This is a genomic window from Pseudomonas sp. NPDC089734, from assembly GCF_044748865.1.
Taxonomy (GTDB): domain Bacteria; phylum Pseudomonadota; class Gammaproteobacteria; order Pseudomonadales; family Pseudomonadaceae; genus Aquipseudomonas.
The window spans coordinates 112283-135149 of the sequence record NZ_JBIVGV010000005.1; the positions used below are offsets into that span (position 1 = coordinate 112283).

Sequence of the window (22867 nt, forward strand, 5' to 3'; positions counted from 1 at the left end):
ATTTTTGGCGTAGAGGGGGCGCAGGGCTAGAAGCGGTAACCGACTTCCAGCCAGAATTGGCGGCCTACTTCATAAGAAGTGCTGCCGGTGCTGCCTACGATCGGGTTGACCTTGTCAGTGACGTTGGTGATGTCCACTGCTGCAAATACGGCTTGCTCTTTACCTGTCGGCAGTTCCCAGTCCAGGCGCATGTCCCAGGTCGGGGCAGCCTTGACTCTTGCGTTTTCAAACAGACTGAAAGACTCACCACCGATAGTGACTTCATCACCCGTTGTAATGATCTGGTCATAGGCACCGCGATAACGGAAGAAGTTACTCCAGGTCAGGTGCAGTTGCGGAATTTCAGTAATGGTGGTCATGCGACCTGTCCACGGCCGGTTGAAGTTACTCGCGGGCAAATCACTGTATTTCATCAATGTGCCGTTATAGAAAACGTCAGCATCGACGTACAAGCCTGCGTTGACTGCCGCGTCGTAGTTGCCATAGGCATCACGGGTACGCGACCAGTCGAAGGCCATTTGTATGCTGGTCCTGGTGTTCAGGAACTTGAGTTCATTTATCGGGGTGATGCTGAGTGTGATGTTGTCGCTCTCGCTTTTCCCTTCGTTGGTGTAGGTGTAGTACTCGGTTGCATAACCCGTAGCGGCCGATAACCCCTGTACACGGGCCAGGGAACGGTTGATCTTGTCCCGGCCTTTGCGATTGACATACTTCAAGCGGAAATCGGTTTCCAGCCAGCGTTGATCGATACCCAATGTCAGTTCGTCGTCATAAGGAATATCCAGCGTCGTGAACTTGTTGGTATTGGACTGTCGAGTGCCTGTCCAGAGTCCTGTCTGAGCGCTGCGGACGTAGTTGACATTGAGAGCTCCGCGACCGTCGGCCAGACGATATTTGAACAGGTTGCGGCCGTAGTAGCGGTTGGCACCAAAGACCACAACAGTGCTGCGGTCGCCAAACACGTCGTAATCACCCGAGAAGCGCGGGGCGATGGTCTTTTTCTCCATGTAATCATCGCCTTCGAAGCGAACGCCAGGGCGCAACGTCAACTTGCCGATCTCAGCCTTGTCCTGAAGAAAGAAGCCGTATTTGTTTTCGGTCAATTCGATCTTGCCCGCCTGGTAGGTGGTCATCCTTGTGGCGTATTGCCTGGTCGCACCATTGAGCAGTGTGCCTATCGAGCAAAGTGAATCATTGCCGTCGCAACTGGTGCCACTGTCCCTGACAAAGGTGGTTGCAGACGTGGCATCGCTGGTACGTTCCCAGGTTGCAGTCTGGGTCGACAACTCCATACCCGTCGTGAGGGAGTGGGTAGTGCCTGCGAACTGGAGAGGGAACCAGTCTGCCTTGGTGTTGTAAGTGATACCGCGCTGGGTCTGTTCAAGTGACCCGAATGCTCCTTCAGCACTGCGCGCTGTATTGCTGCTGGGGTTGCCCCAGTTTTTTGTGCTCGAGTAGTACCAGTTGATGTAGTCATCGGATTCGGCGTCCCTTGAACTACTGAGATTGGTAATAGCCAGTTTATTGGTCCAGACCGCATTGTCTCCTTGCCACTTGGCATTGAGTGTTCCTTGAAAACCACCCCCTTTTGTCGTGAAACCGGAGTTGAGGCGGTTGGCCCGGAAGTAATAGTTTTCTTCGGGGGCATAGGTCAACGATGTATCGAGCGTCAGGCGTTCGCTGGCGTTCCAGTAAGTCTTGAGCAGGTAGTTATCGAGGCGTCGAGTCTGCTCTGTCTTGTTATTTTGTACAGGGCTGAGGTAACCATTTTCATAAGTGTTGAGCGGGATGGTGGCGCGTTTCTGGGAGAAGTTGAGAATGGCCCCGAAATCATCGGTCAGATGACCTTCCAGTGTTCCTCGGACAGTGGTCTTTTCAAATTCGGGCTGAAAACTTTCATTGGATGATGTCGCGAAACTTTCCTGGTCTTCGCCCGTGATGTGGTATTTGGTCCAGGAGGAACGTGTCATCGACGCGGAAATCTTGCCGTGCATTTCCTGGGTGGGCTTGCGGGTAATGGCGTCTACCACACCGCCATTGAAGCCACCGTATTCGGCTGGCACGTTACTGTCGTAGACCCGCACTTCTTCGAGCAGGTCGGCATCCAGTGCAATTCCGTGAGAACGGCTGGGGGCCGAGTCGAACTGACGGATCGAGTTGTAATCATGCTCGCCCGGATCAAGGTCGTTGTTGATCGAGATACCATCGATCATGAAGTTGTTCTGGTAATACTTGGCGCCGTTGATGCTGATGTCAGCCGGGGAGATTTCACCGGGCGTATTGGAACTTTGCTGTGCACCATCGAACTGAACGCTAGGGTGCATGCGCAGCAGGGTGGTGATATCGCCATTGGCGCCGGGGAATGCCTTGATGGCCTTGCGGCCAATCACCGTCTGCCCCTGAAAACTGTTCTCCTCCGGTTCACCGAGAACGACGGTACTCTGCAATTCCATGGGCGCATCGAAGCCGCTGGTCCGGGTCAGGTGGAACACCAGGCTGCCTTGATCGTAGTTCCAGCCGATGCCGGTGCCATGCAGCAGTTTGGCGAGCGCCTGTTCGCTGCTCATCTGACCCTGGACGGCCTGGGAATAACGACCGCCCAGCAGTGCCGGGTCGACACTGACTTGCAGGCCGCTCTGCTGGCCGAAGCTGATCAGCGCGGCGGAGAGTTCCTGTACCGAGATATCGAAACTGTGGCGGGTCTGCAGGATTTGCTCAGGTTCGCTCAGCGGTTCGCTGGCCATGACGGTCTGGCTGCTGATCATCCAGCACAGGCTCAGGGCGCTGAGTTGTGTGGCGTGATTCAGGTGTTTGCGGATCGCTGCGCCAAGGCTCTGCGATGGCTGAGTGTTCGGTGTCATCCCACGTCCCCGTACGGGCCAAGGCCCGCATTTTTGAATGAGAATTGATCTCAATGTTATGTGCGAGTCAAAGGACGGGGCAGCGCGAGAAATTTTCAGAAAAAAATTAAAAAAACTTCATGGAAGGCAGCAGAGTGTCGTTTTCAGGGCGTTTCAGTCGAAATTGAACAAGTGCCGTATCAGCTTTGGGGTGCTGCCGGTCCAGCGCTTGAACGAGCGGCGGAAATTGGCGGGGTCGTTGAAGTTCAGGTAGTCCGCAACCGCTTCATTGCTCAAGCCCTTGATCTGATACAGGTACAGCGCCACATGCTTGCGGGCCAGATCGTGCTGGGCCTGAAAGCTGGTGCCGTGTTTCTGTAGCTTGCGCTTGAGAGTGGCCGGGCTCATGGCGAAGGCCTGGGCGACCTGATCCAGGCTGGTCGCTTCGCGCACGTTATCGCGCAAATGGCGGTAGAGTCGGTCCAGCAGGCTGGCGCGCATGCCCAGGGCCTTCAGTTGTGCGTCGGCTTCCTGTTGCGCAACTTGCCCGGCAATCTTCGAGGCGCCGGGCCATGGCCGGGTCAGGCATTCCCTGGGCAGACGCATCATGTCCAGTGGCCGTCCGAACGTGGTGTTTTCCCCAAGATGGACCCAGTACTGTTCGACGTAACGAGGTTCGTCGTGGCAGAAACTGCATTCCCAGGGCAGGCGTTCACCGCCCAGCAGATGACTCATCGCGATCAGCGAGGTCATGCTCGCTTCCAGTACGAATCGCTGTTGCTCGCCCGCGCCGCAGCTGTCCAGCCAGTAGAGGTAGGCATAGTGCTCGTCCAGCTCCAGACGGGGCGTCAGCAGCGGACTGAGCAGCGCCCGCTGGTGGATCAGGATTTCCAGGGCCTGATGCAGATTCTGTGCGTGACGCAAGGCATGGCTGGCCGCGCCGTAGTGTCCGGGAAACAGCCGCTGGCCAAACAGAAAGCTGGTGTCGTCGGCTTCCATCTGCCGTCGGGCGTTGGCGATCAGGGTAAAGCATTGTTGCGGGCTCAGGCGGGTCTTGCCCGAAACGATGTCCTCGTAGAACAGGCCCGTGCCCTTGAGCAGGCGGTGGCTGTCGATACCCCGGGACAGCGCCAGATCGATCAGTGTGGCCGGTTGGTAATGGCCGGGGATGAACCGGCTGTCGATTTCATACCAGTCGCTCTTGATGGTCATGGCAGTCCTCAGGCGATTCGCGGCAGCGGTTGCCGGGCACGGGCCAGCGACAGGTTGAGGCGTTTGAGCAGATCTTCGGGCGTCTCGTCCATGGCCATCACCGCAGCGGTGCTGGCCGACAGATGCAGACGTTCGCCATGCTGCCGGGTCTTGTGAGCCAGCCCGGTGACGGCGTGTTGCAATTCCCGGGCGAACAGCCTGGCCTGGCTTTCGCCGGTATTGGGCATCAGTACCACAAAACGATCGCCCGCCAGACGACAGAGCAGGTCCTGGCGACGCAGGTTCAGCACCAGAAGCTGGCTCAATGCGGACAGCACTTCATCGCCCTCAGCATGACCGAAGGACTGATTGATGGCACTGAAATTGTCGATATCCACGACCACCAGTGACAGCGGCTGCTGGTGGCGCTGGCTGTCCTCCAGGCTGAGTACCAACTGGCGTTTCAGGTAGTCGGCACTGCCCAGCGGGGTGAGTTTGTCGAACAGCCGGTGTTCACGGAATCCACGCTCGCGCTTTTCCATCTGCGCACTGATCGCCAGTTGTTCCCGGTGCCAGTGGTAGATGCCGAGGGTCAGCAGAATAAGCCCCACCGGCATCGGTCCGGATTCCAGCCAGTGATCCCAGTTGATGTCCTTGGGCAGACGGATGAACTCGTCCAGTGCGTCGATCCACCAGGAAAAGAACACGCAGCTCAAACCGATTGCCAGGTAGTTGGTGACCCGGCCCGCCGGGCGGCTCTTGAACACCAGAAACAGCCAGATCAGGGCCAGAAGCGCGGAACCGCCTTCGCCGACGATATCCAGCCACTTCCATTCGCTGACGTATTTGATATCGCCAAAGGCCAGAAAGGCGAGCAGCCCCATATTGGCCGAAAGCATCAGCAGGGTGAGTTTCCAGCGGTGTGGTTTGAGGATGCTGAACATGGCCTGGCGGGCTCCCGGATCGCTGATTGCCGGCCAGCAGAACAGATGCTTGTGACACTTGCGTGACGGCTGTGGGGGTCGAATCAGCTCATGGGGGATGTGATTTTTCGCGAATAAATTCGCTCCCACGGTCTGTGTAGAAGCGAATTCATTCGCGAACCATCCCGATTCAAAGTCAAATCAGCTCATTTCCCCTCTGAAACCCTTCATTTCCCGGCGTTCGGCCCTTTTCTGTCACAGAACCGTCACGCCTCGACTCTAGCTTGCGCCTCCAGTTGCCGGGCCATTTGCCTGGTCCACCGTGACTTTTGGGGAGGACGAACATGTACAAGCGCCGCAGCAGGGCACAACTGGTCGGCTACACACTCAGCGCACTGGCTCTGGCGATTGCCAACGAGCGGCTTCAGGCGGCCGAGGTCGAAGCCAATCCCACCGAACACGTTGAGGTGGTGGGGCAGGCGGCCAGCATCGATCAGGCACTCAAGGAACAGCGCTCTTCGGACAGCATAAAAAGCGTGGTGCACGCCGATGGCGTGGCGCAGTTGCCTGACCAGAACGTCGCCGAAGCGGTGCAGCGCCTTCCGGGCATCAGTGTCGAGCGCGATCAGGGCGAAGGCCGTTTCGTGACCGTGCGCGGCCTGGCGCCGGACCTGAACAGTGTGACCATCAACGGCACGCTGGTACCCGCGCCGGAAAGCGATCGTCGTGCGGTGGCGCTGGATGTGCTGCCTTCGGAACTGGTGCAGTCGTTGTCAGTGATCAAGACTCTGACGCCGGACATGGACGCCAACTCGCTGGGCGGCACGGTGGATGTCGAGAGCCTGTCGGCGTTCGATCACAAGGGCCTGTTCTACACCGGCAGCAGCGAAGCCAGTTATGACAAGAACACCGGCCAGACCAGCCCGAAATTTTCCGGCGCGGCGAGCAATCGCTTCAGCCTGGGCGATGGCATCGACAATTTCGGCGTGGCGGCGGCGCTCAGCTGGCAGAAGCGCGATTTCGGCTCCGATAACGTTGAAACGGGCGGTGCCTGGGATGGCCAGAACCTGCAGGAGTTCGAGCAGCGCAACTATGACATCAGCCGCGAGCGTGCCGGCGGAGGTCTGAACTTCGATTACAAGCCGGACGATTTCAGCAGCTTCTACCTGCGCACCCTGTACAGCCGCTTCAAGGACGATGAAGTCCGCACCACCAACGGTTTCGAGTTCGATGATGCACAAGCCGCCGGTACGCTGGGCGATGCCGAAGGCACCCGCAAGCTCAAGGCACGCACCGAAACCCAGGAAATCAAATCCTTCGTGTTTGGCGGCGAGCGCATGTACGACCTGTGGACCGTCAGCGGTCAGGCCGGTTACAGCGAGTCCAGCGAAGACAGCCCGGGCCATATCGCAGGCGCCACGTTCGTGGGCAACAACGACTTTGCCAACACCGGTTTCTATGACAGCGAAACCCCAAGGCCGATTGTCAGTTCAGCGTTCTACGATGCCTCGAACTTCACTCTGGACAAGGTCGAGTGGGAAAAACAGAACACCAGGGACAAGGAAAAGAACCTGCGTCTGGACCTGGCCCGCGATTACGACTTCAAAGGCTATGCCTCGCAATTCAAGTTCGGTGGCAAGGTCAGCCGGCGTGACAAGACCAACGACCTGGAAGTCTGGAAATACGAGGACTTCGACACGCTGGGCTTCAGCTCCAGCGACCTGAGCCTCACGCAGTTCCAGACGGGCAGTATCGATTACCGGTTGGGCAATTTCGGCAATGGCATCAGCCCCAGTGCCATCAAAAGTCTGTTGAGTGGCCTGAACGCTGCGGACTTCTACGATGAGGCCGAATCCCGCGCCAATGATTTCACGATCAGTGAAGACATCAATGCGGGCTACTTCATGAACACGATCGATGTCGATAAGTGGCGCTTCATTGCTGGCCTTCGTTATGAAGGCACAGAGATGGAGGCCAAGGGCACCGGTGTGCGCGACGGCGTTTTCGAGGCCACCCAGACCCGTCGCGATTACCATCATTGGCTGCCGGGTCTGCATGCCCGCTACCAGATCGACAAGAACACTCAAGTGCGTGCCGCCTGGACCAAAAGCGTGGTGCGCCCGACCTTCGGGCAACTGGCACCCGGTTTCGTGATCGACGATGACGAGGCCTCGTTCGGCAATCCGGACCTCAAACCGCTGGAGTCCAGCAACCTGGACCTGGGGATCGAGCACTTCATGGGACGTGCCGGTACGGTGTCGGCCTTCGTGTTCTACAAGGACATCCAGAACTTCGTCTACAACACCGACCTGGCCGGAACAGGCCAGTGGGCGAGCTTTTCCGAGGCCAATACCTACGCCAATGGCGACAAGGCCAAGCTGTATGGCCTTGAGCTGGCGTACTCGCAGAAACTCGACTGGCTGCCTGCGCCCTGGAACGGCTTGCTGCTGGGGGCCAACGCCACGTTCAGCCGTTCGGATGCCAGCATCAAGGGCTTCGACCAGAGCACCGGCACCAACCGCAAGCGGGATATCGATCTGCCGAGTCAGTCCGACACCGTTGGCAACCTGATGCTGGGCTGGGAAAACGACAAGCTCAGCCTGCGCCTGTCGGCCAACTACAAGTCAGCGTACCTGTATGAGCTGGCGTCCATTGGCGACAAGGACCACGACCTGTACGTCGACGCCCAGACTTTCATCGATTTCAGCGCTCGCTACTCGCTGACCAAGAACCTGAAGGTCAGCTTCGAGGCACAGAACCTCACCGACGAGCCGTATTTCGTCTATGCCGGCCATCGCTCCCTCAACAGCCAGTACGAAGAGTACGGCCCGACTTACAAGATCGGCCTGACCTTCACCCATTTCTGAATCGATAACGGCCCTTGCCGAATCACTCTGTTCAAGGATTCAAGCGTTCATGAAGATTTCGTTGCCACATAAGACAGGTTGCCTGTCGCTGATGATCGGCCTGCTGGCCGGTGCTGTACAGGCCTCGCCAGCCCCGGAGTTGAGCCTGGGGCGCTGGGCTGAAAGTGAGCCTTTCAAGGCGCAGTCCGTGGCGTTTCTGCCTGGCAGTGACGGGACGAAGAAACTGGCCGCCAGCGTCAAGTCCGGTCTGTTGCTGCTCGATGACAAAGGGCATCAACTGGCTCGCTTGCCGGGTTCGTATCAGGCGCTGGACAGCCGTTCGACAGGTCAGACCGCACTGGTTGCGACGCTGGACAATCTTCGTCAGCAACCGATGCTGGTGCAGATAGATCCAGCAAAAGCCGAGTGGTCAAAGCCTGTCTATCTGCCAGCGCGAAACTACTCGGTCGCCGGCATGTGCCTGTACCGCGATGATGCCCGCAACCTGTTTGTGTTCCTGGTGGGTGAGGAGGGCAAGGGAGAGCAATGGCTGGTCGGGACCGGGAATCAGCTCAGCGAAGCGCCGCGTCTGGTGCGCAATCTGCCTCTGCCGCCCAATGCCGAGTTCTGCCAGGTGGACGACGCGGCGCATCGCTTGTTCGTCAATGAAGAAAACGTCGGCTGGTGGGCGTACGCCGCGCACCCTGAAGCTCACGTGGCCCGTACCCCGGTCGCCTTGCGCAAGCCGTTCGGTGGCCTGGAGCGGGCCGCCGGTGCCATGGCGGTCGTGCCCGGTGGTCTGCTGGCCCTGGACCCCAAGGGCAAGGCGCTGCATGTCTATCAGCAACAGGACGAGGGCGAAAGCTGGTCGTCGGTGGCTGACCTGCCACTGACGAACCTGAAAAAACCTGAAGGCGTGTCGATTCATGAAGGGCAGGGCGGTCTGCAACTGTTGCTCAACGATAACGACGGTGACCGGCTGTATGAAGGCGGGTTGAACTGGACGCCCAGGCCGGTTGCCTTGCCCGCGTCCTTGCCGAATGTTGCGGCAGTTGCCCAGAGCCAGCCCGTGGCGCGTCAGGGCGATGCTGCCGATGACCCGGCGATCTGGATTCACCCCGACAATCCGGCGCTGAGCCGGGTATTGGGCACCAACAAGAAACAAGGGCTGCTGGCCTATGACCTCAAGGGCAAACAGCTTCAGGAACTGGCGGTCGGGCGTTTGAACAACGTCGATGTCCGGCCCAATTTCATGCTTGGCAAGAACAAGGTCGATCTGGCGGTGGCCAGCAACCGTGACCGCAACAGCCTGAGCCTGTTCAGCATCGATCGTCGCAGCGGTGAACTGCGTGAGGCGGGCGAGATTGCCACGCCTCTGGCGCAAATCTACGGCATCTGCCTGTTCCAGCCGGCCAGCGGCGAGATCTATGCCTTCGCCAATGACAAGGATGGTCGCTTCCTGCAATACCGGATCACGGCACCCGGCGGCAAGGCCAGGGGCGAGCTGGTGCGCAGCTTCAAGGTGGACAGCCAGCCGGAAGGCTGCGTGGCCGACGATCAGCGCCAGCGGCTGTTTCTGGGCGAGGAAGATGTGGGGGTCTGGGCCGTGGACGCCCGTGCCGATCAGCCTGCCACCCTTTCCAGCGTGATCAAGGTCGGCGAGGCCGTGCATGCCGATGTCGAGGGGCTGGCGCTGTATCAGAGCGACCGGCACGACTATCTGGTGATCTCCAGCCAGGGCAACGACAGCTATGTGGTGGTGGATGCCGAACCGCCTTATGCGCTGAAGGGCGCGTTCCGTGTGGGCCTCAATGCCCGGCTCGGCATCGACGGCTCCTCCGAAACGGACGGCCTTGAAGTGACCTCGGCCAACCTCGGCGGCCCCTGGAGTCAAGGCATGCTGGTGGTACAGGACGGCCGCAAGCGCATGCCCGAACAGGCACAGAACTTCAAGTTCGTGCCTTGGGCCGAGGTGGTGAAAACCCTCGCTCTGCCGTGAGTCGTTTCGTCATGAAACGGTGATAACCATTCGATTCAATACAGGTGCCGGCCTCGTTCGGCGGCACCGTGATACGAGGAATTCAAGATGCACGCGACACTCGAACACATGACGATCTGGGGGCTGATCAGCGACGCCAGCGTACTGGTCAAAATCGTGATGCTGACCCTGCTGTCGGCCTCGTTGCTCAGTTGGTACCTGATCGTCCAGCGCAGCCTTGCCTTGAGCCAGTACGAGCGTTCGCTCGATGCCTTCCAGCAACGCTTTCGCAGTGCGCCTGAGCTGGCCCCGCTGTACAACGAGACGGAAGCCACGCAGACCGGCATTCAACAGGTTTTCCAGAGCGGTTATGCCGAGTACCTGCAGCTCGGTCGTCGTTCCGGCATCGAGCCAGACGCTGTGCTGTCGGGGGTCGAACGTTCGCTGCACGTCGCCATCAGCGAGCAGGAACTGCAACTGGAAAAAGGCCTGCAGTTTCTGGCGACCGTGGGTTCGGTCAGCCCCTATATCGGTCTGTTCGGCACGGTCTGGGGGATCATGAATTCCTTTATCGGCCTCTCCCAGGTGCAGCAGGCCACGCTGTCCACGGTTGCGCCCGGCATTGCCGAGGCCTTGATCGCCACGGCCATCGGTCTGTTCGCGGCCATCCCGGCGGTGATTGCCTATAACCGATTCGCGGCGCGTGGCCAGACCCTGACCGCTCGCTATTACACCTTCGGCAATGAATTGCAGGTGCGCTTGAACCGCAGCCTGCAAGGCCTGACGCGTAATATGGCCGCTGCGGCCTGAGGAGCTTTCGATGCTGGTCAAACCGCAACGCAAACACGGTCCGAAAGCCGAAATGAACGTCGTGCCCTATATCGACGTGATGTTGGTGCTGCTGGTGATCTTCATGGTCACGGCACCGATGTTGACCCAGGGCGTGAAGATCGAGTTGCCGAAAGTGGCCAGTGAAGCACTGCCCACCGACAGCAAGCAACGCATCGTGACCCTGTCCGTCAAGGCCGAAGGCGGTTACTACTGGAACCTTGGCGAAAACGTCGACACCCATTCGCAGACCGATACCGCCGCCAGCCTGGAGGACATGCAGGATCGGATTGCCCGGCTGGTGGCCGAGCGTGCAGACACCCAAGTGTTCATCCGTGCAGACGACAAGGCCGATTATGGCCGTGTGGTCGCGGCCATGGCCGCGCTGCAACATAGCGGCGTGACCCACTTGGGACTGGTGACCGAGGCCCCACAATGACCGGCATGACACTGGAATTAGAATCGTCCCGCTCCAGTGCCATTGACTGGAACGCGCTGCGCAGCAACGGCCTGGCGGCAGCCATTGCGCTGGCCTTGCATGGCGTCGTGCTGGGCGGGTTGATGCTCGGCTGGACGTCTCAGGAAAAGCCACCTGAGCCTGTTAGAACGATGACCACTCAACTGTTCATCCTGCCGCCCGAGCCTGCACCTGTCATGGCCGCTCCCGTAGCGGTCATGGAGCCTGTTGAAGCCCCGGAGCCTGAGGTGAAACCCGCACCGGTCGCCAAACCGGTCGAGCCCCAGGTGGACACACAACGCCAGGCCCGCCAGCTCGAGCAGGCGGCGCTGGCACGTAAACGTGTCGAAGAGCAAAAGCGTGAACGCGAAGCCGAGCAGCGCCAGCACGTCAGGGATCTGGAGCAGCAACGGCAACAGGAGCAACAGCGCGTCGCACAGCAGCAGGCCGAACAACAACGACAGGCTGAACAGGCCCGCCAGACTGCCGAGCGCAACCGCCTCACCCAGCAGCAAGCCGCTGCCGCCGACAGCAGTCAATACCAACCCCTGAGCAAGGAGGCCCCCGATTATCCGCAGCGGGCACTGGATAAAGGCATTGAGGGCGATTGCACCGTGGTCTACGACGTTTCACCCCAGGGTCGCGTCGTCAATCCGCAAGTACTGGGGGCGTGCCATCCGATGTTTATCAGACCATCAATGGCCGCAGCCGAGACGTTCCGGTATCAACCACGGGTTGTGGAGGGAAGGGCGGTGATGGTCTCAGGTGTGAAGAACACATTCCATTACCGAATCAAGTAGGAGCGGATTTATCCGCGAAAATACCGTTCCAGATAATGACGATCGTGGAGTTCAACCGTTTTTCGCAAATGAATCTTTCGCGAATGAATTCGCTCCTACAGGGGGCAAAGGCTAGCGCGAAATCACTAGCAGCCAGGGCCCCCAGCCTTCAACCTTTGCCCCATGCGGCTGTGCCATAGCGCGCAGTGCCGCTTCGGGGTTGCGGGTGTCGTATACGCCGGTAATGCGTTTTTCGGCCAGTTGCGGGTCTTTCAGCCAGAGGGTGGCGGGGAGGTAGCGGCGCAACTCGTCCACCACGTCGGCCAGACGGGCGTTGTCGGCGATAAGTTGGCCGTTGCGCCAGGTGGCGATGCGGTTGGTGGGGATGGTTTCCATCCTTGTCTGGCCGTTGCTGCGATTGAAATCCAGTTGCTGGCCTGCGGTGAGGCCTGGGCTCAGGATTCGGTTCGAGCTGCGTTCGGTGACCTTGACCGAGCCGTGCTGGACACCCACCTCAATGCTCTTCGCTTCCAGATCTACATTGAACGCGGTACCGGTGACGGTCACGTTCAGATCCTGGGCCTGAACATTGAAGGGCTTGCTGCGATCGGGTTTGACCTCAAAGAAGGCCTGTCCGCACAGCAGGCGAATATCGCGGCGGGTGTCGGTGAACTCAAAGGCAATCGCGCTGTTGCTGTCGAGCACGGCGCGACTGCCGTCCGGTAACTGGATTTCGCGTCGTTCATTGCTGGCTGTCTGAACATCCGCTTGCAAGGCCGTGTTCAGGCCGGGGGCTACGGCGACGACAAGGCAGGCTGCCAGCGCACCGCCAATCGCCCAGCTCAGACCGCGCCGGCGTCTTGGGCGAGCGGCGATATGAACCGGTGGCGAAGGTATGGCAGTCTCCGGCGGAATCGGAGGCCATTTATGGGCCGTGGCGGGGGCGAGCTGGCCGGTCATGCTCCAGACGCGTTCGGCCTTGAGCAAGGCTTCGGCGTTTTCCGGTTCGGCCTGCCGCCAGTCCTGCAATTGAGCCTGCAAGCGAGCGTCGTCGGGTGCCTGCCGGGCACGCAGCAGCCAATCCAGGGCAATGTCCAGACGGGCTTGGCGAGGTTCGGCTTGCGGCATGTCCGGCAAGGCTCCAGCGGTAGAAAAGGCGTGAGAGGGTCGCACACTATGGCGCCCTTCTGCAAAAGACGTTTGGCCCGCGCTTTTTTTCAGATTTTCTTCAATATTTCTTGAATGAGCGTCAGACATGGCCCCGCTCCAGCCGGGCGGCGCAATGACTCAATGCGTCATGCACCAACTGGTGGGTCAGCCCGACCGAGATCCCCAGGGCTCCTGCGACCTGTTGCAGGGTGTAGCCACCGAGACGATGCATCTCGAAAGCCATGCGGGTCCTTTCCGGCAGTTGTGCCAGGGCATCCGAGACCTGTTGCAGTTCGTCATGGCTGACGGCCTCCTGCTCCGGTGAGGCGGTGGTTGCCGGTAATTCTGCGAGGAGGGTGTCGCCGTCCGGCTGGCGCTTTTCGGTGGCCATGCTGCGCGTCAGGTCCAGCGCCAGATTGCGTACGATGCGGTACAGATAGCCCACCGGATGGTCGATGGCGGTGTCCTGGTTCGCTCGGCCATTGAAGCGCAACCAGGCTTCCTGGACCACATCTTCGGCCCGCGCACGGCAGCCTACGATCGGCGCGGCGTAATCCACCAGGGCCGAGCGATGCGTCAGATAGAGGTCGAGTTTGCTGGCGGACGAATCCACGGGGGTGAGTGCTCGTATCGCGTGGGGAGGTGCGACATGTCCTGCCCGAAAGTGGGCATGCTACCTGTTTTCGATAATCATTATCAAATGCGATTTATGTCTTCCTGCTATCACGCGGCCAGAGACACAGGTTTACCTGTGCCTCCGGTTTCAGGGTTCAGAAAATGTAGTCGGTGGTCAGGAAACTGGACTCCCGGTTTCGGATGATGTCGCTGACCAGTGCCTTGTTGCTTTCCTGGAACCTGGTCGCCACCAGGGTTCTGATCGAGAACACGCGCAGGGCATCGTGAACCGACAGGGTGCCTTCGGCGGAGTTCTTGCGACCGTTGAAGGGGTACTGATCCGGGCCGCGCTGGCACTGGGCGTTGATATTGATCCGGCCGACCTGATTGGCGAAGGCGTCGACCAGCCTGCCGACCTGAGTCGAATCGTTGCCGAAAATGCTCAATTGCTGGCCGAAGTCGGAGTCGAGCACGTAATCGATCACGGTCTGCAGGTCGCGATAGACCACCACCGGCACGACCGGGCCAAACTGCTCTTCGTGATAGACACGCATATCGGGCGTTACGGGATACAGCAGAGCAGGGTAGAAGAAGGTTTCACTGACTTCGCCACCGCCTTCATTGACCACCCTGGCACCCTTGTCGACAGCGTCGGCGACCAGCCCTTGCAGGTAACCGGTCTTGCCGGGCTCAGGCAGTGGTGTGAGGGATACGCCGGACTCCCAGGGCATGCCGGGTTTCAACTGTGCCAGCTTCTGCTGGAATTTCTCCAGAAAACCCTCCACGACATCTTCATGGACGAAGAGGATTTTCAGGGCTGTACAACGCTGGCCATTGAAGGACAGCGATCCGGTGACAGATTCGTTGACGGCGTTGTCCAGATCCACGTCGGGCAGCACGATGCCGGGGTTCTTCGCATCCAGCCCCAGGGCTGCACGCAGGCGGTGAGGGCGGGGGTGCAGTTTCTTCAGGTCACTGGCGGCCTTGTTGGTGCCGATAAAGGCGAAGATGTCGATCTTGCCAGTGGCCATCAAGGCGCTGACGGTTTCTCGGCCGCGCCCGTAGATCACGTTGATGACCCCGGCCGGAAAGCTGTCCCGGAACGCTTCAAGCAGCGGGCGAATCAGCAGTACACCGAACTTGGCGGGTTTGAAGACCACGGTATTGCCCATGATCAGGGCCGGAATGAGAGTCGTGAAGGTTTCGTTGAGCGGGTAGTTGTAAGGCCCCATGCACAAGGTCACGCCCAGGGGGACGCGGCGGATCTGGCCGAGCGTGTCCTGCTCCAGCTCGAAGCGGCTGGAGCGTCGATCCAGCTCTTTCAGCGCGTTGATGGTGTCGACGATGTAATCGCAGGTGCGGTCGAACTCCTTCTCCGAATCCTTGAGATTCTTGCCGATTTCCCACATCAGCAGATTGACCACCGCCTGGCGCTGTTCCCGCATGCGCTTGAGGAAGGACTCCACATGCTGAATGCGCTCGACCACCCGCATCGTCGGCCAGCGTCCCTGGCCCCGGTCATAAGCCTGGACGGCTGCGTCGAGTGCGGTCATGGCCGTGTCGGCATCCAGTAGGGGTGTACTGCCCAGAATCACCGGCTCAAGACCTTTTTTACCTCTCAGGCAAACCGGGCTGCGCACCGGGGCAAGCGGCCCCTGCCAGGAGTGCAGAACACCGTTGACCAGATATTCACGCTGCTCGATGGCCGGACCGGTTCGGTATTGCTCCGGAATGTCCTCGGCGACGGGGAACAGGTTTTCAAGGCGGTTATCCTGTGGCATCTCGTTCACCTCTCTGTGGAAAGCGTTGCAGGGCAAGAGACCACACTACGCCACAGCAAACCCGTGACGAAACCCCTCAGCCCGCAACTGCCTGTTTCTCTTCAATATTTTTTCAGAAAGACGCTTGACTTCCCTGTTTTAATCGGTAAGATAGCCCTCATTCCGCGATAGCTCAGTTGGTAGAGCAAGTGACTGTTAATCACTGGGTCCCTGGTTCGAGTCCAGGTCGTGGAGCCAGATGCTACAAGGCAAAGGCGGTTTTTCAGGGTGTTTTCAAAGGCTTTCGGTTTTTACCGTAGTCAGAAAATAGCCGGGAAAACCGCCTTTTTGCTGTGCAGGTTTTTTGGGTGCGATTCTTGATGATGAGGAGCTGGAGTGTGATCCCGGCTCTTCTTCGCGGGCTGGGTTGAAGGGCAAGTTGTATTTAAATATTGGTTCCTGGTCTTTTGAAAGTATTGACTGTCTGAATGAGTTTTCCTGTCGGGACATTTTGATTGGTTAGTATGTCAAAAATGCATGATTTTCTAAAAAACCAAAAGAGACTGAATAAAAGCAGAATTTAATTATTAATGTGCTTTTTTATATCAGTCGCTCTGGGGAAATCGGTATAGTTTTGATCGGCAGAAAAACTGCCTGCGAATCAACTAAAAACAAGTTCCGTTTTTCAATTTTTAGACTGTCAAGAGGACGTATCATGGATCGAGTAACGGGTAAGTCAGTATTGAAAGGTGTTGTGGTGGCAGTGGCCGCAGTGATCGGCCTGCAAGGTATGGCGTTCGCTGCCGTCAGCCAGCACCCCCTGACTGCCAATGAAGGGAAGCATGTCCTGAGTCAGGATGCAGTCAAGGTCGATAGTAAAAACACCAAGGTCATGCAGGTGGCCGGTCGGTTGAGCAGTGGTCTGCGTATCAATACGGCATGCGATGACACCGGTCTTCCTTGCCCGCCTCGTCGTTAAGTTTTTCACCGTGAAAACTGCAGCCGCACGATGTTCTGTGCGGTTGCAGCAAGTAGAAGCCGTATCTTTCTTGGCGGCCGTACTTTATTGCTCATGCGGCTTTTCGGTCATCATCTTCCAGTCAATCCCGAAGCGGGCCAGGTACTTGCGCAACCGATCGGCGTCATTGGGGTTGGCCTTGCTCAGCCGCGACACTCCAAACAGCTTGCGACCTGCATCCGACAAGCTGTCGGCCTGGCGGCATACTTCTATCACGGCCTTGAGTTGCAGTTGATCGAACAGGTCCAGTTCGCCCATGCCATCCGGTAGCGGCAGTCGTTCATGTGTTTGTCGGGAGGTGTCCAGATCCCACGCATAGCGCAGACGCTGGATTTCTTCTTCAACTTCGGTTTCATCAATTCGTCCGCTGTCTGCCAGGGTCGCCATGCGGGTAATCGAGGCGGATAGCTCGCGAAAATTTCCCAGCCAGGCGGCTTCGTTCGAGCAGGCAAATGTCAGGTACCGACGACGAGCTTCCAGATTGAAGCGCACCATGCGGCCTTGTTCGCGGGCGTGGCGTTCGAGTTCAAAGTCGATGTTGGGCTCGATGTCTTCGCGGCGGCCTGCCAGCCCGGGCAGGTTGAAGGTCCACAGGTTGATGCGCGCATACAGGTCCTCCCGAAACAGTCCTTCGGCAACCCGCCCGCGCAGGTCGCGGTGGGTGCCGGCAATGATCAGGAAGTCGCTTTCCACCTCCTTGTCCGAGCCCATGGGGAAGAAGCGTTTTTCCTCGATGGCCTTGAGCAGCATGGCCTGTTCGTCGAGGCCCAGCTCCCCGATTTCATCCAGAAACAACATGCCCCCATTTGCTGCCCGCAGCAGGCCGTCGCGGGCGTTCTGTGCGCCCGTGAACGCACCTTTGATGTGGCCGAACAGGGTGGACATGGCTCCGTCGCCGCGCAAGGTGGCGCAGTTGACTTCGACAAAGCGTCCCTGAATCTGGTGGCGGCTGCGCTTGAGCTCATGGATACGTCGAGCCAGAAAGGACTTGCCTGCTCCCGTGGGGCCGATCAGTAGCATGGGCGCCCTGGAGCGCACGGCGACACGCTCGATCTGTTCGATCGAATGGTTGAAAGCCGTATTTCGCGTGGCAATGCCTGACTTGAGAAAGGCCAGCCCTTCCATGCGTTTGTGGGCGAAGCGCGAGGCTATGCGGTCGTAGCGAGACAGGTCGAGATCAATCAGGGTGTGGGTGCCCGTGATCTGTTCGTTTTCGCTGCGGCGTCGTGCTGGCGAGGTTTGTACCAGCCGGGCGGGCAGGTAGCGCGCCTCGGTCAGCAGGAACCAGCAGATCTGCGCCACGTGGGTCCCTGTGGTGATATGGACCAGGTAGTTTTCGTGCTCGCTGTCAAAAGTGTAGCGGGTGGTGAAGTCGTGCAGGGCGCCATACACCTCCTCAAAGTCCCAGGGGTTGCGCAGGGAAAGAGGGTGCAGGCGCACTTCGGTCTCCGGGGATACCTTGCGGATGTCTTCCGCGACCCGCTCGGCCAGGCTGACGTCTCGCGCATCGATGCCGTGAATCAGTTCCAGTCGATCGATGAGAAGGTCTGGCTGCTGGCATAGGCCTACGCTGGGGCGCCAATGATTCCAGCGATTGGCGCCTTTGCCGACTCGATCCAGGGTGGTGCCGATAAAGCCGATAGCGACCGTACGCTTGGAAAGCATTCATATACCTTTGGATAAAAATCGATAACAAAGGATAAATAATTAGAACGCTATCTGTCTTGTTTGAATATTGAATGGAAAGATTTATTTTAAAAAACAGTTATAAATCAGTGATTTATATCTATTTCAGTTGATGAGATAAAAAGCTGGCATGCAGGCTGCAGTGCTTCTGGCAGCAGGCGAAGCGATTTTTTCGCCAATGACAACATGACAACGCCGAGCCGTCGGCCATTTGAAAAGAATCGCGATCATGCAAGAGAAAACCTACCAGTTGCTGGAAGTCGCCAATGGCAAGCCCATCAAGATGTGGACCCAGGGTGTGCCGGTGGAAAACGAAGCCAGAGACCAGTTGATGAACACCGCACAGATGCCGTTCATCTTCAAGCATCTGGCGGTGATGCCCGATGTGCACCTTGGCAAGGGTTCGACCATCGGCAGTGTGATACCGACCCTGGGCGCGATCATTCCGGCGGCGGTCGGGGTGGACATTGGCTGCGGCATGATCGCGGCGCGGACCTCGCTGACCGCTTCCGATCTGCCGGACAACCTTCAGGGATTGCGCAGTGCTATCGAAAAGGCCGTGCCGCATGGTCGTACCTCGACACGTGGCCGTCGTGACAAGGGGGCATGGGACAGCATTCCGCAGCAGGCCGACGATGCGTGGGCGGCATTGCACCCGCGCTTCAAGGCCATCACCGACAAATACCCGACGCTGGAAAGAACCAATAACCGCCAGCATCTGGGGACCCTGGGGAGCGGTAACCATTTCATCGAGGTTTGCCTGGATGAGGCTGATCGTGTCTGGTTCATGTTGCACAGCGGTTCCCGTGGCGTGGGTAACGCCATCGGTAACCTGTTCATACAGATGGCACAGAACGATATGCGTCAGCATATCGCCAACCTGCCGGACCGCGATCTTGCTTACTTTGAAGAGGGTAGCCAGCACTTCGATGACTATGTCGAAGCGGTCGGCTGGGCTCAGGACTTTGCCCGGCAAAACCGTGAGCTGATGATGCAGGCGGTGATTCAGGCCTCGCGGCAGGTGATCGGCAAGCCCTTTCAGGTCGCGCTGGAGGCGGTGAACTGCCATCACAATTATGTGCAAAAGGAGCGTCATTTCGGCGAAGACATCCTGGTGACCCGCAAGGGCGCAGTGTCAGCGAAAAAGGGTGAGCTGGGGATCATTCCGGGCTCCATGGGGGCCAAAAGCTTCATCGTTCGCGGCCTGGGTAATGAAGAGGCCTTCTGTTCTTGCAGTCATGGCGCCGGTCGCACCATGAGCCGCACGAAGGCCAGGAACATCTTCACGGTCGAAGATCAGATCCGCGCCACGGCCCATGTGGAGTGTCGCAAGGATGAAGCGGTGATCGACGAGATCCCGATGGCCTACAAGGACATCGATCAGGTCATGCATGCCCAGCGCGAGCTGGTGGAAGTGATGCACACCTTGCGTCAGGTGGTGTGTGTAAAAGGATAGAGACATGGATATGAAATTTGCAGAACGCCACCCTCTGAGTGACGAGATGCGTGAGCGTGTATTGAATGAACTGGCACGCATAGAGCGTGAGCACAATGTGACGGTGCTGTATGCCTGTGAGTCGGGCAGTCGTGCCTGGGGTTTTGCGTCTTCCGACAGCGATTACGACGTGCGCTTTGTCTATGTCGAGAAGCCAGAATGGTTCGTTCAGGTGGATGTGCCGCGGGATGTGATCGAGCGCCCGCTGGATGATGAACTGGACGTCAGTGGCTGGGAATTGCGCAAGACGCTCGGCTTGTTGCGCAAGTCCAATCCGACCTTGCTCGAGTGGCTGGATTCGCCCCTGGTGTATCGCTGTGAAGAGGCCGAAACCTTGCGCTTGCGTGAGTTGGCTGAGGCTTTCTACAGTCCTCCGGCTGCGCGCAATCATTACTTGTCGATGGCCAGGAAGAATTTTCGTGGCTACCTGCAAGGTGAAAGTGTTCGCTTCAAGAAGTACTTCTACGTGCTTCGCCCGTTATTGGCGGTGCGCTGGATCGATCAGGGGCGAGGCAGGCCGCCGATGACCTTCGCGGACTTGCTGGCAACGGTGGATGATCCGACATTGCTTGCCGAGGTCGACGAGTTGCTGGCCCTCAAGCGCAATGCGGATGAATCCGCTTATGGCCCGCAACGGCCTGCGTTGCATGCGTTCATCATGGCGGAGCTTGAGCGTCCGGTGCCGACATTGTCGCGAACGCATGAAGACACTGCGTTGCTGGACGATTATCTGAGGGCGATGGTTCGTCGTCATGCTGGAGAACGAGCGTGAAACAGGATGTGATCGAAGTCGATGGTGCCATCGGTGATGGTCAGGTGTTGCGCAGTGCCTTGAGCCTGTCGATGGTGACCGGCAAGGCGCTGCATATCAGGAATATCCGTGCCGGGCGCAGTCGGCCAGGGCTGATGCGTCAGCACCTGACCGCCGTGCTGGCGGCGACGCAAGTCTGTGGGGCTGAAGTCGAGGGGGCCGAGCTGGGCTCTCTGAGTCTGCGTTTTGTGCCCGGCATCATTCGTGGTGGCGACTATCGATTTGTCATAGGTTCGGCGGGCAGTTGCACGCTGGTCTTGCAAACTGTGCTGCCGGCTTTATTGCAGTCTCCTGAAGCCAGTCGGGTGAGTATTTCGGGTGGAACCCATAATCCCATGGCACCACCGGTGGACTTTCTTGAGCGAGCCTGGTTGCCCCTGCTTCGGCGTATGGGTGCCAGGGTTGAGCTGCAATTGTTGCGTCATGGGTTTGTGCCGGCGGGCGGTGGTGAGCTGGAGGTCTTCATTCGGCCATCGAGCTGGGCGCCATTGCATCTTCTGTCACGAGGGGCGTTGCTGGACTCTCGGGCTCTGGCGTTGACCGCGGGGCTGGATAACCGGATCGCCGAGCGTGAGCTGGTGTGCGCGGGCAATCGACTGGGATTGGCTGCACAGGCGCGGCATACGGTCGTGCTCGACCCTGAGTGCGGTCCGGGCAATGCTCTGTTGCTGGAGTTCGTCTGTGAGCAATTGACCGAAGTATTCAGTGCTTTCGGTCAGGCCAGCCTGCGGGCCGATGTGGTGGCTGATCGGGCTGCCAGCCAGGCTTTGGCGTGGTTGAAGAGTGATGCGGCAGTGGGCGAGCACCTGGCCGACCAGCTGTTGTTGCCCATGGCGCTGGCGGGCTCGGGCAGCTTTACGACACCACGCATGAGTGAGCATTTGCGCAGCAATATCGCTGTGATCGAAAGCTTTTTGCCGGTGCGGATCGATTGCCATGAGCGGTCTGAAAGCCTGCTGCAGGTAGAGTGTCGAACCCTCGCTTGAGCGTCCGTTTCGTCACGCACTGGATACTCGTCCCTCTATAAGCTCGATCAGCATCCTCACGGGTTCGCTCAGTTTTTCTTCGGCGCGATGCACCAGTCCCACATCTCGATGAAAGGTATGCGCTCCCAGTTCCAGGGCGCGCACTCCGGCTGGCCATTGCTGGTGGTCTGCTGTCTGGGGAATCAGGGCAACGCCTACACCATTGGCGACCAGCTTGATGATGGCTTCCAGTTCGTCCAGTTCACAGGTTTCGCGCAATGCAAAGTGCATCTGGCGCAGGAAGCGGTCGACCTGCCTTCCGCCGAAGGACGTGCGGTCATAGCGGATCAGGGGCTGGGTGGACAACAGTTCGGCCCAGTCATCGCCCGGCAGGTGGCTCGGAGCAATCAGGCGATAGGGTTCGCTGGCCAGTGCGGTCCAGCGCAGGTCGCTTTGCAGGGCGAACGGTGGGCGGATGATCGCGGCCATATCGATTTCGCCGGCATCCACGAGGTTGAGCAGTTGCATGGACACGCCGGGAATGACCCGGGTGCGGCACTGTGGCCACTGGTGGTGAAAGCTCGCCAGGGCGTCGGGCAGTAACGAGCGTTGTACCGAAGCAATGGCGCCGATGTTGAGCAGTATGCTTTCGGGCTGACCAGCCGCCGTTGAGCCCAGGTTGTTGTACAGGCGGATCAGTTCCTGAGCCTGCAGAAGGGTTTGATGCCCCATTTTATTGAGGTGCGCCGAGCGGCCCTTGCGCTCGAACAGCTGAAAGCCAAGCTCTGCTTCCAGGCGCTGCATTTGTGCGCTGACCGCAGCCTGGGTGAGGCCGATCCGGTTGCCTGCGGCGGCGAAGGTGCCTTCCTGTGCGACGGCGACCAGGGTCTTCAGCTCGCGAATCATTGATAAATCTCTTTTGTGAGTCTGAGAAATATATATTGATTTTATTGTCGAGTCGCGACTCCTATGATTTTTCAGCACACAAGCAGCAGACGGTAACCCGCTGTTCTGCCGATAAAACCAAAAGCCTGGAGTTTCTGATGAGTCTTTCTCCCTTTCACCTTGCGATTCCCGTTTATGACCTGGCGGCTGCTCGTTCCTTCTATGGCCAGGTGTTTGGTCTGGAGGAGGGGCGCTCCAGCGATCATTGGGTCGATTTCAATTTCTATGGCCATCAACTGGTGATCCACGAAGCCCCCAAGAATGCCGTGCAGGAAAGCGCTCACAGCAATCCGGTGGATGGGCATGATGTGCCTGTGCCGCATTTTGGCATCGTGCTGCAATGGGAGGAGTGGGAGGCTTTGGCTGAGCGTCTGAGGTCGTTCGAGACTCGCTTCGTGATCGAGCCTTACATTCGTTTCAAGGGGCTGGTGGGGGAGCAGGCGACCATGTTTCTGCTTGACCCATGTGGTAACGCGCTGGAGTTCAAGGCGTTCAAGGATATGGGGCAGTTGTTCGCGAAGTAGAAAAGGGTCAAGAGGAGGGGCGTGAAGCGCTATTGCTCAAGACAGAAAAAAGCCCCA

The 22867-nt window shown here is 58.6% G+C and carries 18 protein-coding genes and 1 tRNA gene; 11 read left to right on the top strand and 8 right to left on the bottom strand.

The features are described from left to right. Nucleotides 1-26: 26 nt before the first annotated feature. The 3 genes from ACIPY9_RS08505 to ACIPY9_RS08515 form a co-directional block, all read right to left on the bottom strand. Nucleotides 27-2861 (bottom strand): TonB-dependent receptor plug domain-containing protein, encoded by a 2835-nt coding sequence (locus ACIPY9_RS08505; RefSeq protein WP_400699359.1) that lies wholly within the window; start codon nucleotides 2859-2861, stop codon nucleotides 27-29. A 153-nt stretch (nucleotides 2862-3014) separates the two neighbouring features. Then, a complete protein-coding gene (locus ACIPY9_RS08510; RefSeq protein ID WP_400699362.1) occupies nucleotides 3015-4052 on the bottom strand; it encodes an AraC family transcriptional regulator ligand-binding domain-containing protein in 1038 nt (345 codons plus the stop codon). A gap of 8 nt (nucleotides 4053-4060) precedes the next feature. Then, nucleotides 4061-4975: a GGDEF domain-containing protein gene (locus ACIPY9_RS08515; RefSeq protein WP_400699365.1), complete on the bottom strand. Its 915-nt coding sequence runs from the start codon at nucleotides 4973-4975 to the stop codon at nucleotides 4061-4063. 323 nt (nucleotides 4976-5298) lie between these two features. Between ACIPY9_RS08515 and ACIPY9_RS08520 the strand changes: the two genes are divergently transcribed. From ACIPY9_RS08520 to ACIPY9_RS08540, 5 genes are all read left to right on the top strand, one after another. Next, nucleotides 5299-7821, top strand: coding sequence for a TonB-dependent receptor (locus ACIPY9_RS08520; RefSeq protein WP_400699368.1), 2523 nt, complete (start codon nucleotides 5299-5301; stop codon nucleotides 7819-7821). Between the two features lie 49 nt (nucleotides 7822-7870). Further along, nucleotides 7871-9799: a phytase gene (locus ACIPY9_RS08525; RefSeq protein ID WP_400699371.1), complete on the top strand. Its 1929-nt coding sequence runs from the start codon at nucleotides 7871-7873 to the stop codon at nucleotides 9797-9799. Nucleotides 9800-9886: 87 nt separating this feature from the next. Further along, nucleotides 9887-10588 (top strand): protein TolQ, encoded by a 702-nt coding sequence (gene tolQ, locus ACIPY9_RS08530; protein WP_400699374.1) that lies wholly within the window; start codon nucleotides 9887-9889, stop codon nucleotides 10586-10588. Nucleotides 10589-10598: 10 nt separating this feature from the next. Beyond that, complete coding sequence (tolR, locus tag ACIPY9_RS08535; RefSeq protein WP_400699377.1) at nucleotides 10599-11045, top strand: protein TolR; 447 nt, start codon at nucleotides 10599-10601, stop codon at nucleotides 11043-11045. Beyond that, the gene (locus tag ACIPY9_RS08540) at nucleotides 11042-11863 is read left to right on the top strand and encodes a TonB family protein (protein WP_400699380.1); all 822 of its coding nucleotides are present in this window, start codon (nucleotides 11042-11044) and stop codon (nucleotides 11861-11863) included. Before tolR ends, ACIPY9_RS08540 begins: the two co-directional genes overlap by 4 nt. Before the next feature lie 111 nt (nucleotides 11864-11974). Here the strand turns inward: ACIPY9_RS08540 and ACIPY9_RS08545 are convergent, their stop codons facing one another. From ACIPY9_RS08545 to ACIPY9_RS08555, 3 genes are all read right to left on the bottom strand, one after another. Further along, the gene (locus ACIPY9_RS08545) at nucleotides 11975-12970 is read right to left on the bottom strand and encodes a FecR family protein (RefSeq protein WP_400699383.1); all 996 of its coding nucleotides are present in this window, start codon (nucleotides 12968-12970) and stop codon (nucleotides 11975-11977) included. Between the two features lie 121 nt (nucleotides 12971-13091). Further along, nucleotides 13092-13604 carry a sigma-70 family RNA polymerase sigma factor gene (locus tag ACIPY9_RS08550; RefSeq protein ID WP_400699386.1) on the bottom strand — a complete coding sequence of 171 codons (513 nt, stop codon included), beginning with the start codon at nucleotides 13602-13604 and terminating at the stop codon, nucleotides 13092-13094. 157 nt (nucleotides 13605-13761) lie between these two features. Beyond that, a complete protein-coding gene (locus tag ACIPY9_RS08555; RefSeq protein WP_400699389.1) occupies nucleotides 13762-15387 on the bottom strand; it encodes an NADP-dependent glyceraldehyde-3-phosphate dehydrogenase in 1626 nt (541 codons plus the stop codon). A gap of 161 nt (nucleotides 15388-15548) precedes the next feature. Between ACIPY9_RS08555 and ACIPY9_RS08560 the strand changes: the two genes are divergently transcribed. After that, nucleotides 15549-15624 (top strand) — tRNA-Asn (locus ACIPY9_RS08560). Nucleotides 15625-16108: 484 nt separating this feature from the next. Beyond that, nucleotides 16109-16345, top strand: a complete 237-nt coding sequence (locus ACIPY9_RS08565) for a hypothetical protein (protein ID WP_400699854.1) — start codon at nucleotides 16109-16111, stop codon at nucleotides 16343-16345. An 84-nt stretch (nucleotides 16346-16429) separates the two neighbouring features. Here the strand turns inward: ACIPY9_RS08565 and rtcR are convergent, their stop codons facing one another. Beyond that, a complete protein-coding gene (gene rtcR, locus ACIPY9_RS08570; protein ID WP_400699392.1) occupies nucleotides 16430-18049 on the bottom strand; it encodes an RNA repair transcriptional activator RtcR in 1620 nt (539 codons plus the stop codon). A gap of 250 nt (nucleotides 18050-18299) precedes the next feature. On the opposite strand from rtcR, the gene ACIPY9_RS08575 reads away from it, so the two are divergent. From ACIPY9_RS08575 to rtcA, 3 genes are read left to right on the top strand one after another with little or no spacing between them, the layout of a single operon-like run. After that, nucleotides 18300-19526 (top strand): RtcB family protein, encoded by a 1227-nt coding sequence (locus ACIPY9_RS08575; protein ID WP_400699395.1) that lies wholly within the window; start codon nucleotides 18300-18302, stop codon nucleotides 19524-19526. A gap of 10 nt (nucleotides 19527-19536) precedes the next feature. Next, entirely contained in the window at nucleotides 19537-20337 is an 801-nt protein-coding gene (locus tag ACIPY9_RS08580) for a nucleotidyltransferase domain-containing protein (protein ID WP_400699856.1), read from the top strand. Continuing rightward, a complete protein-coding gene (gene rtcA / locus ACIPY9_RS08585; protein WP_400699398.1) occupies nucleotides 20334-21362 on the top strand; it encodes an RNA 3'-terminal phosphate cyclase in 1029 nt (342 codons plus the stop codon). Before ACIPY9_RS08580 ends, rtcA begins: the two co-directional genes overlap by 4 nt. A gap of 12 nt (nucleotides 21363-21374) precedes the next feature. Here the strand turns inward: rtcA and ACIPY9_RS08590 are convergent, their stop codons facing one another. Then, on the bottom strand, nucleotides 21375-22247 hold the full coding sequence (locus ACIPY9_RS08590; protein WP_400699401.1) for a LysR family transcriptional regulator: 873 nt from the start codon (nucleotides 22245-22247) through the stop codon (nucleotides 21375-21377). Nucleotides 22248-22384: 137 nt separating this feature from the next. Between ACIPY9_RS08590 and ACIPY9_RS08595 the strand changes: the two genes are divergently transcribed. Then, the gene (locus tag ACIPY9_RS08595; RefSeq protein ID WP_400699403.1) at nucleotides 22385-22810 is read left to right on the top strand and encodes a VOC family protein; all 426 of its coding nucleotides are present in this window, start codon (nucleotides 22385-22387) and stop codon (nucleotides 22808-22810) included. Nucleotides 22811-22867 lie beyond the last annotated feature (57 nt).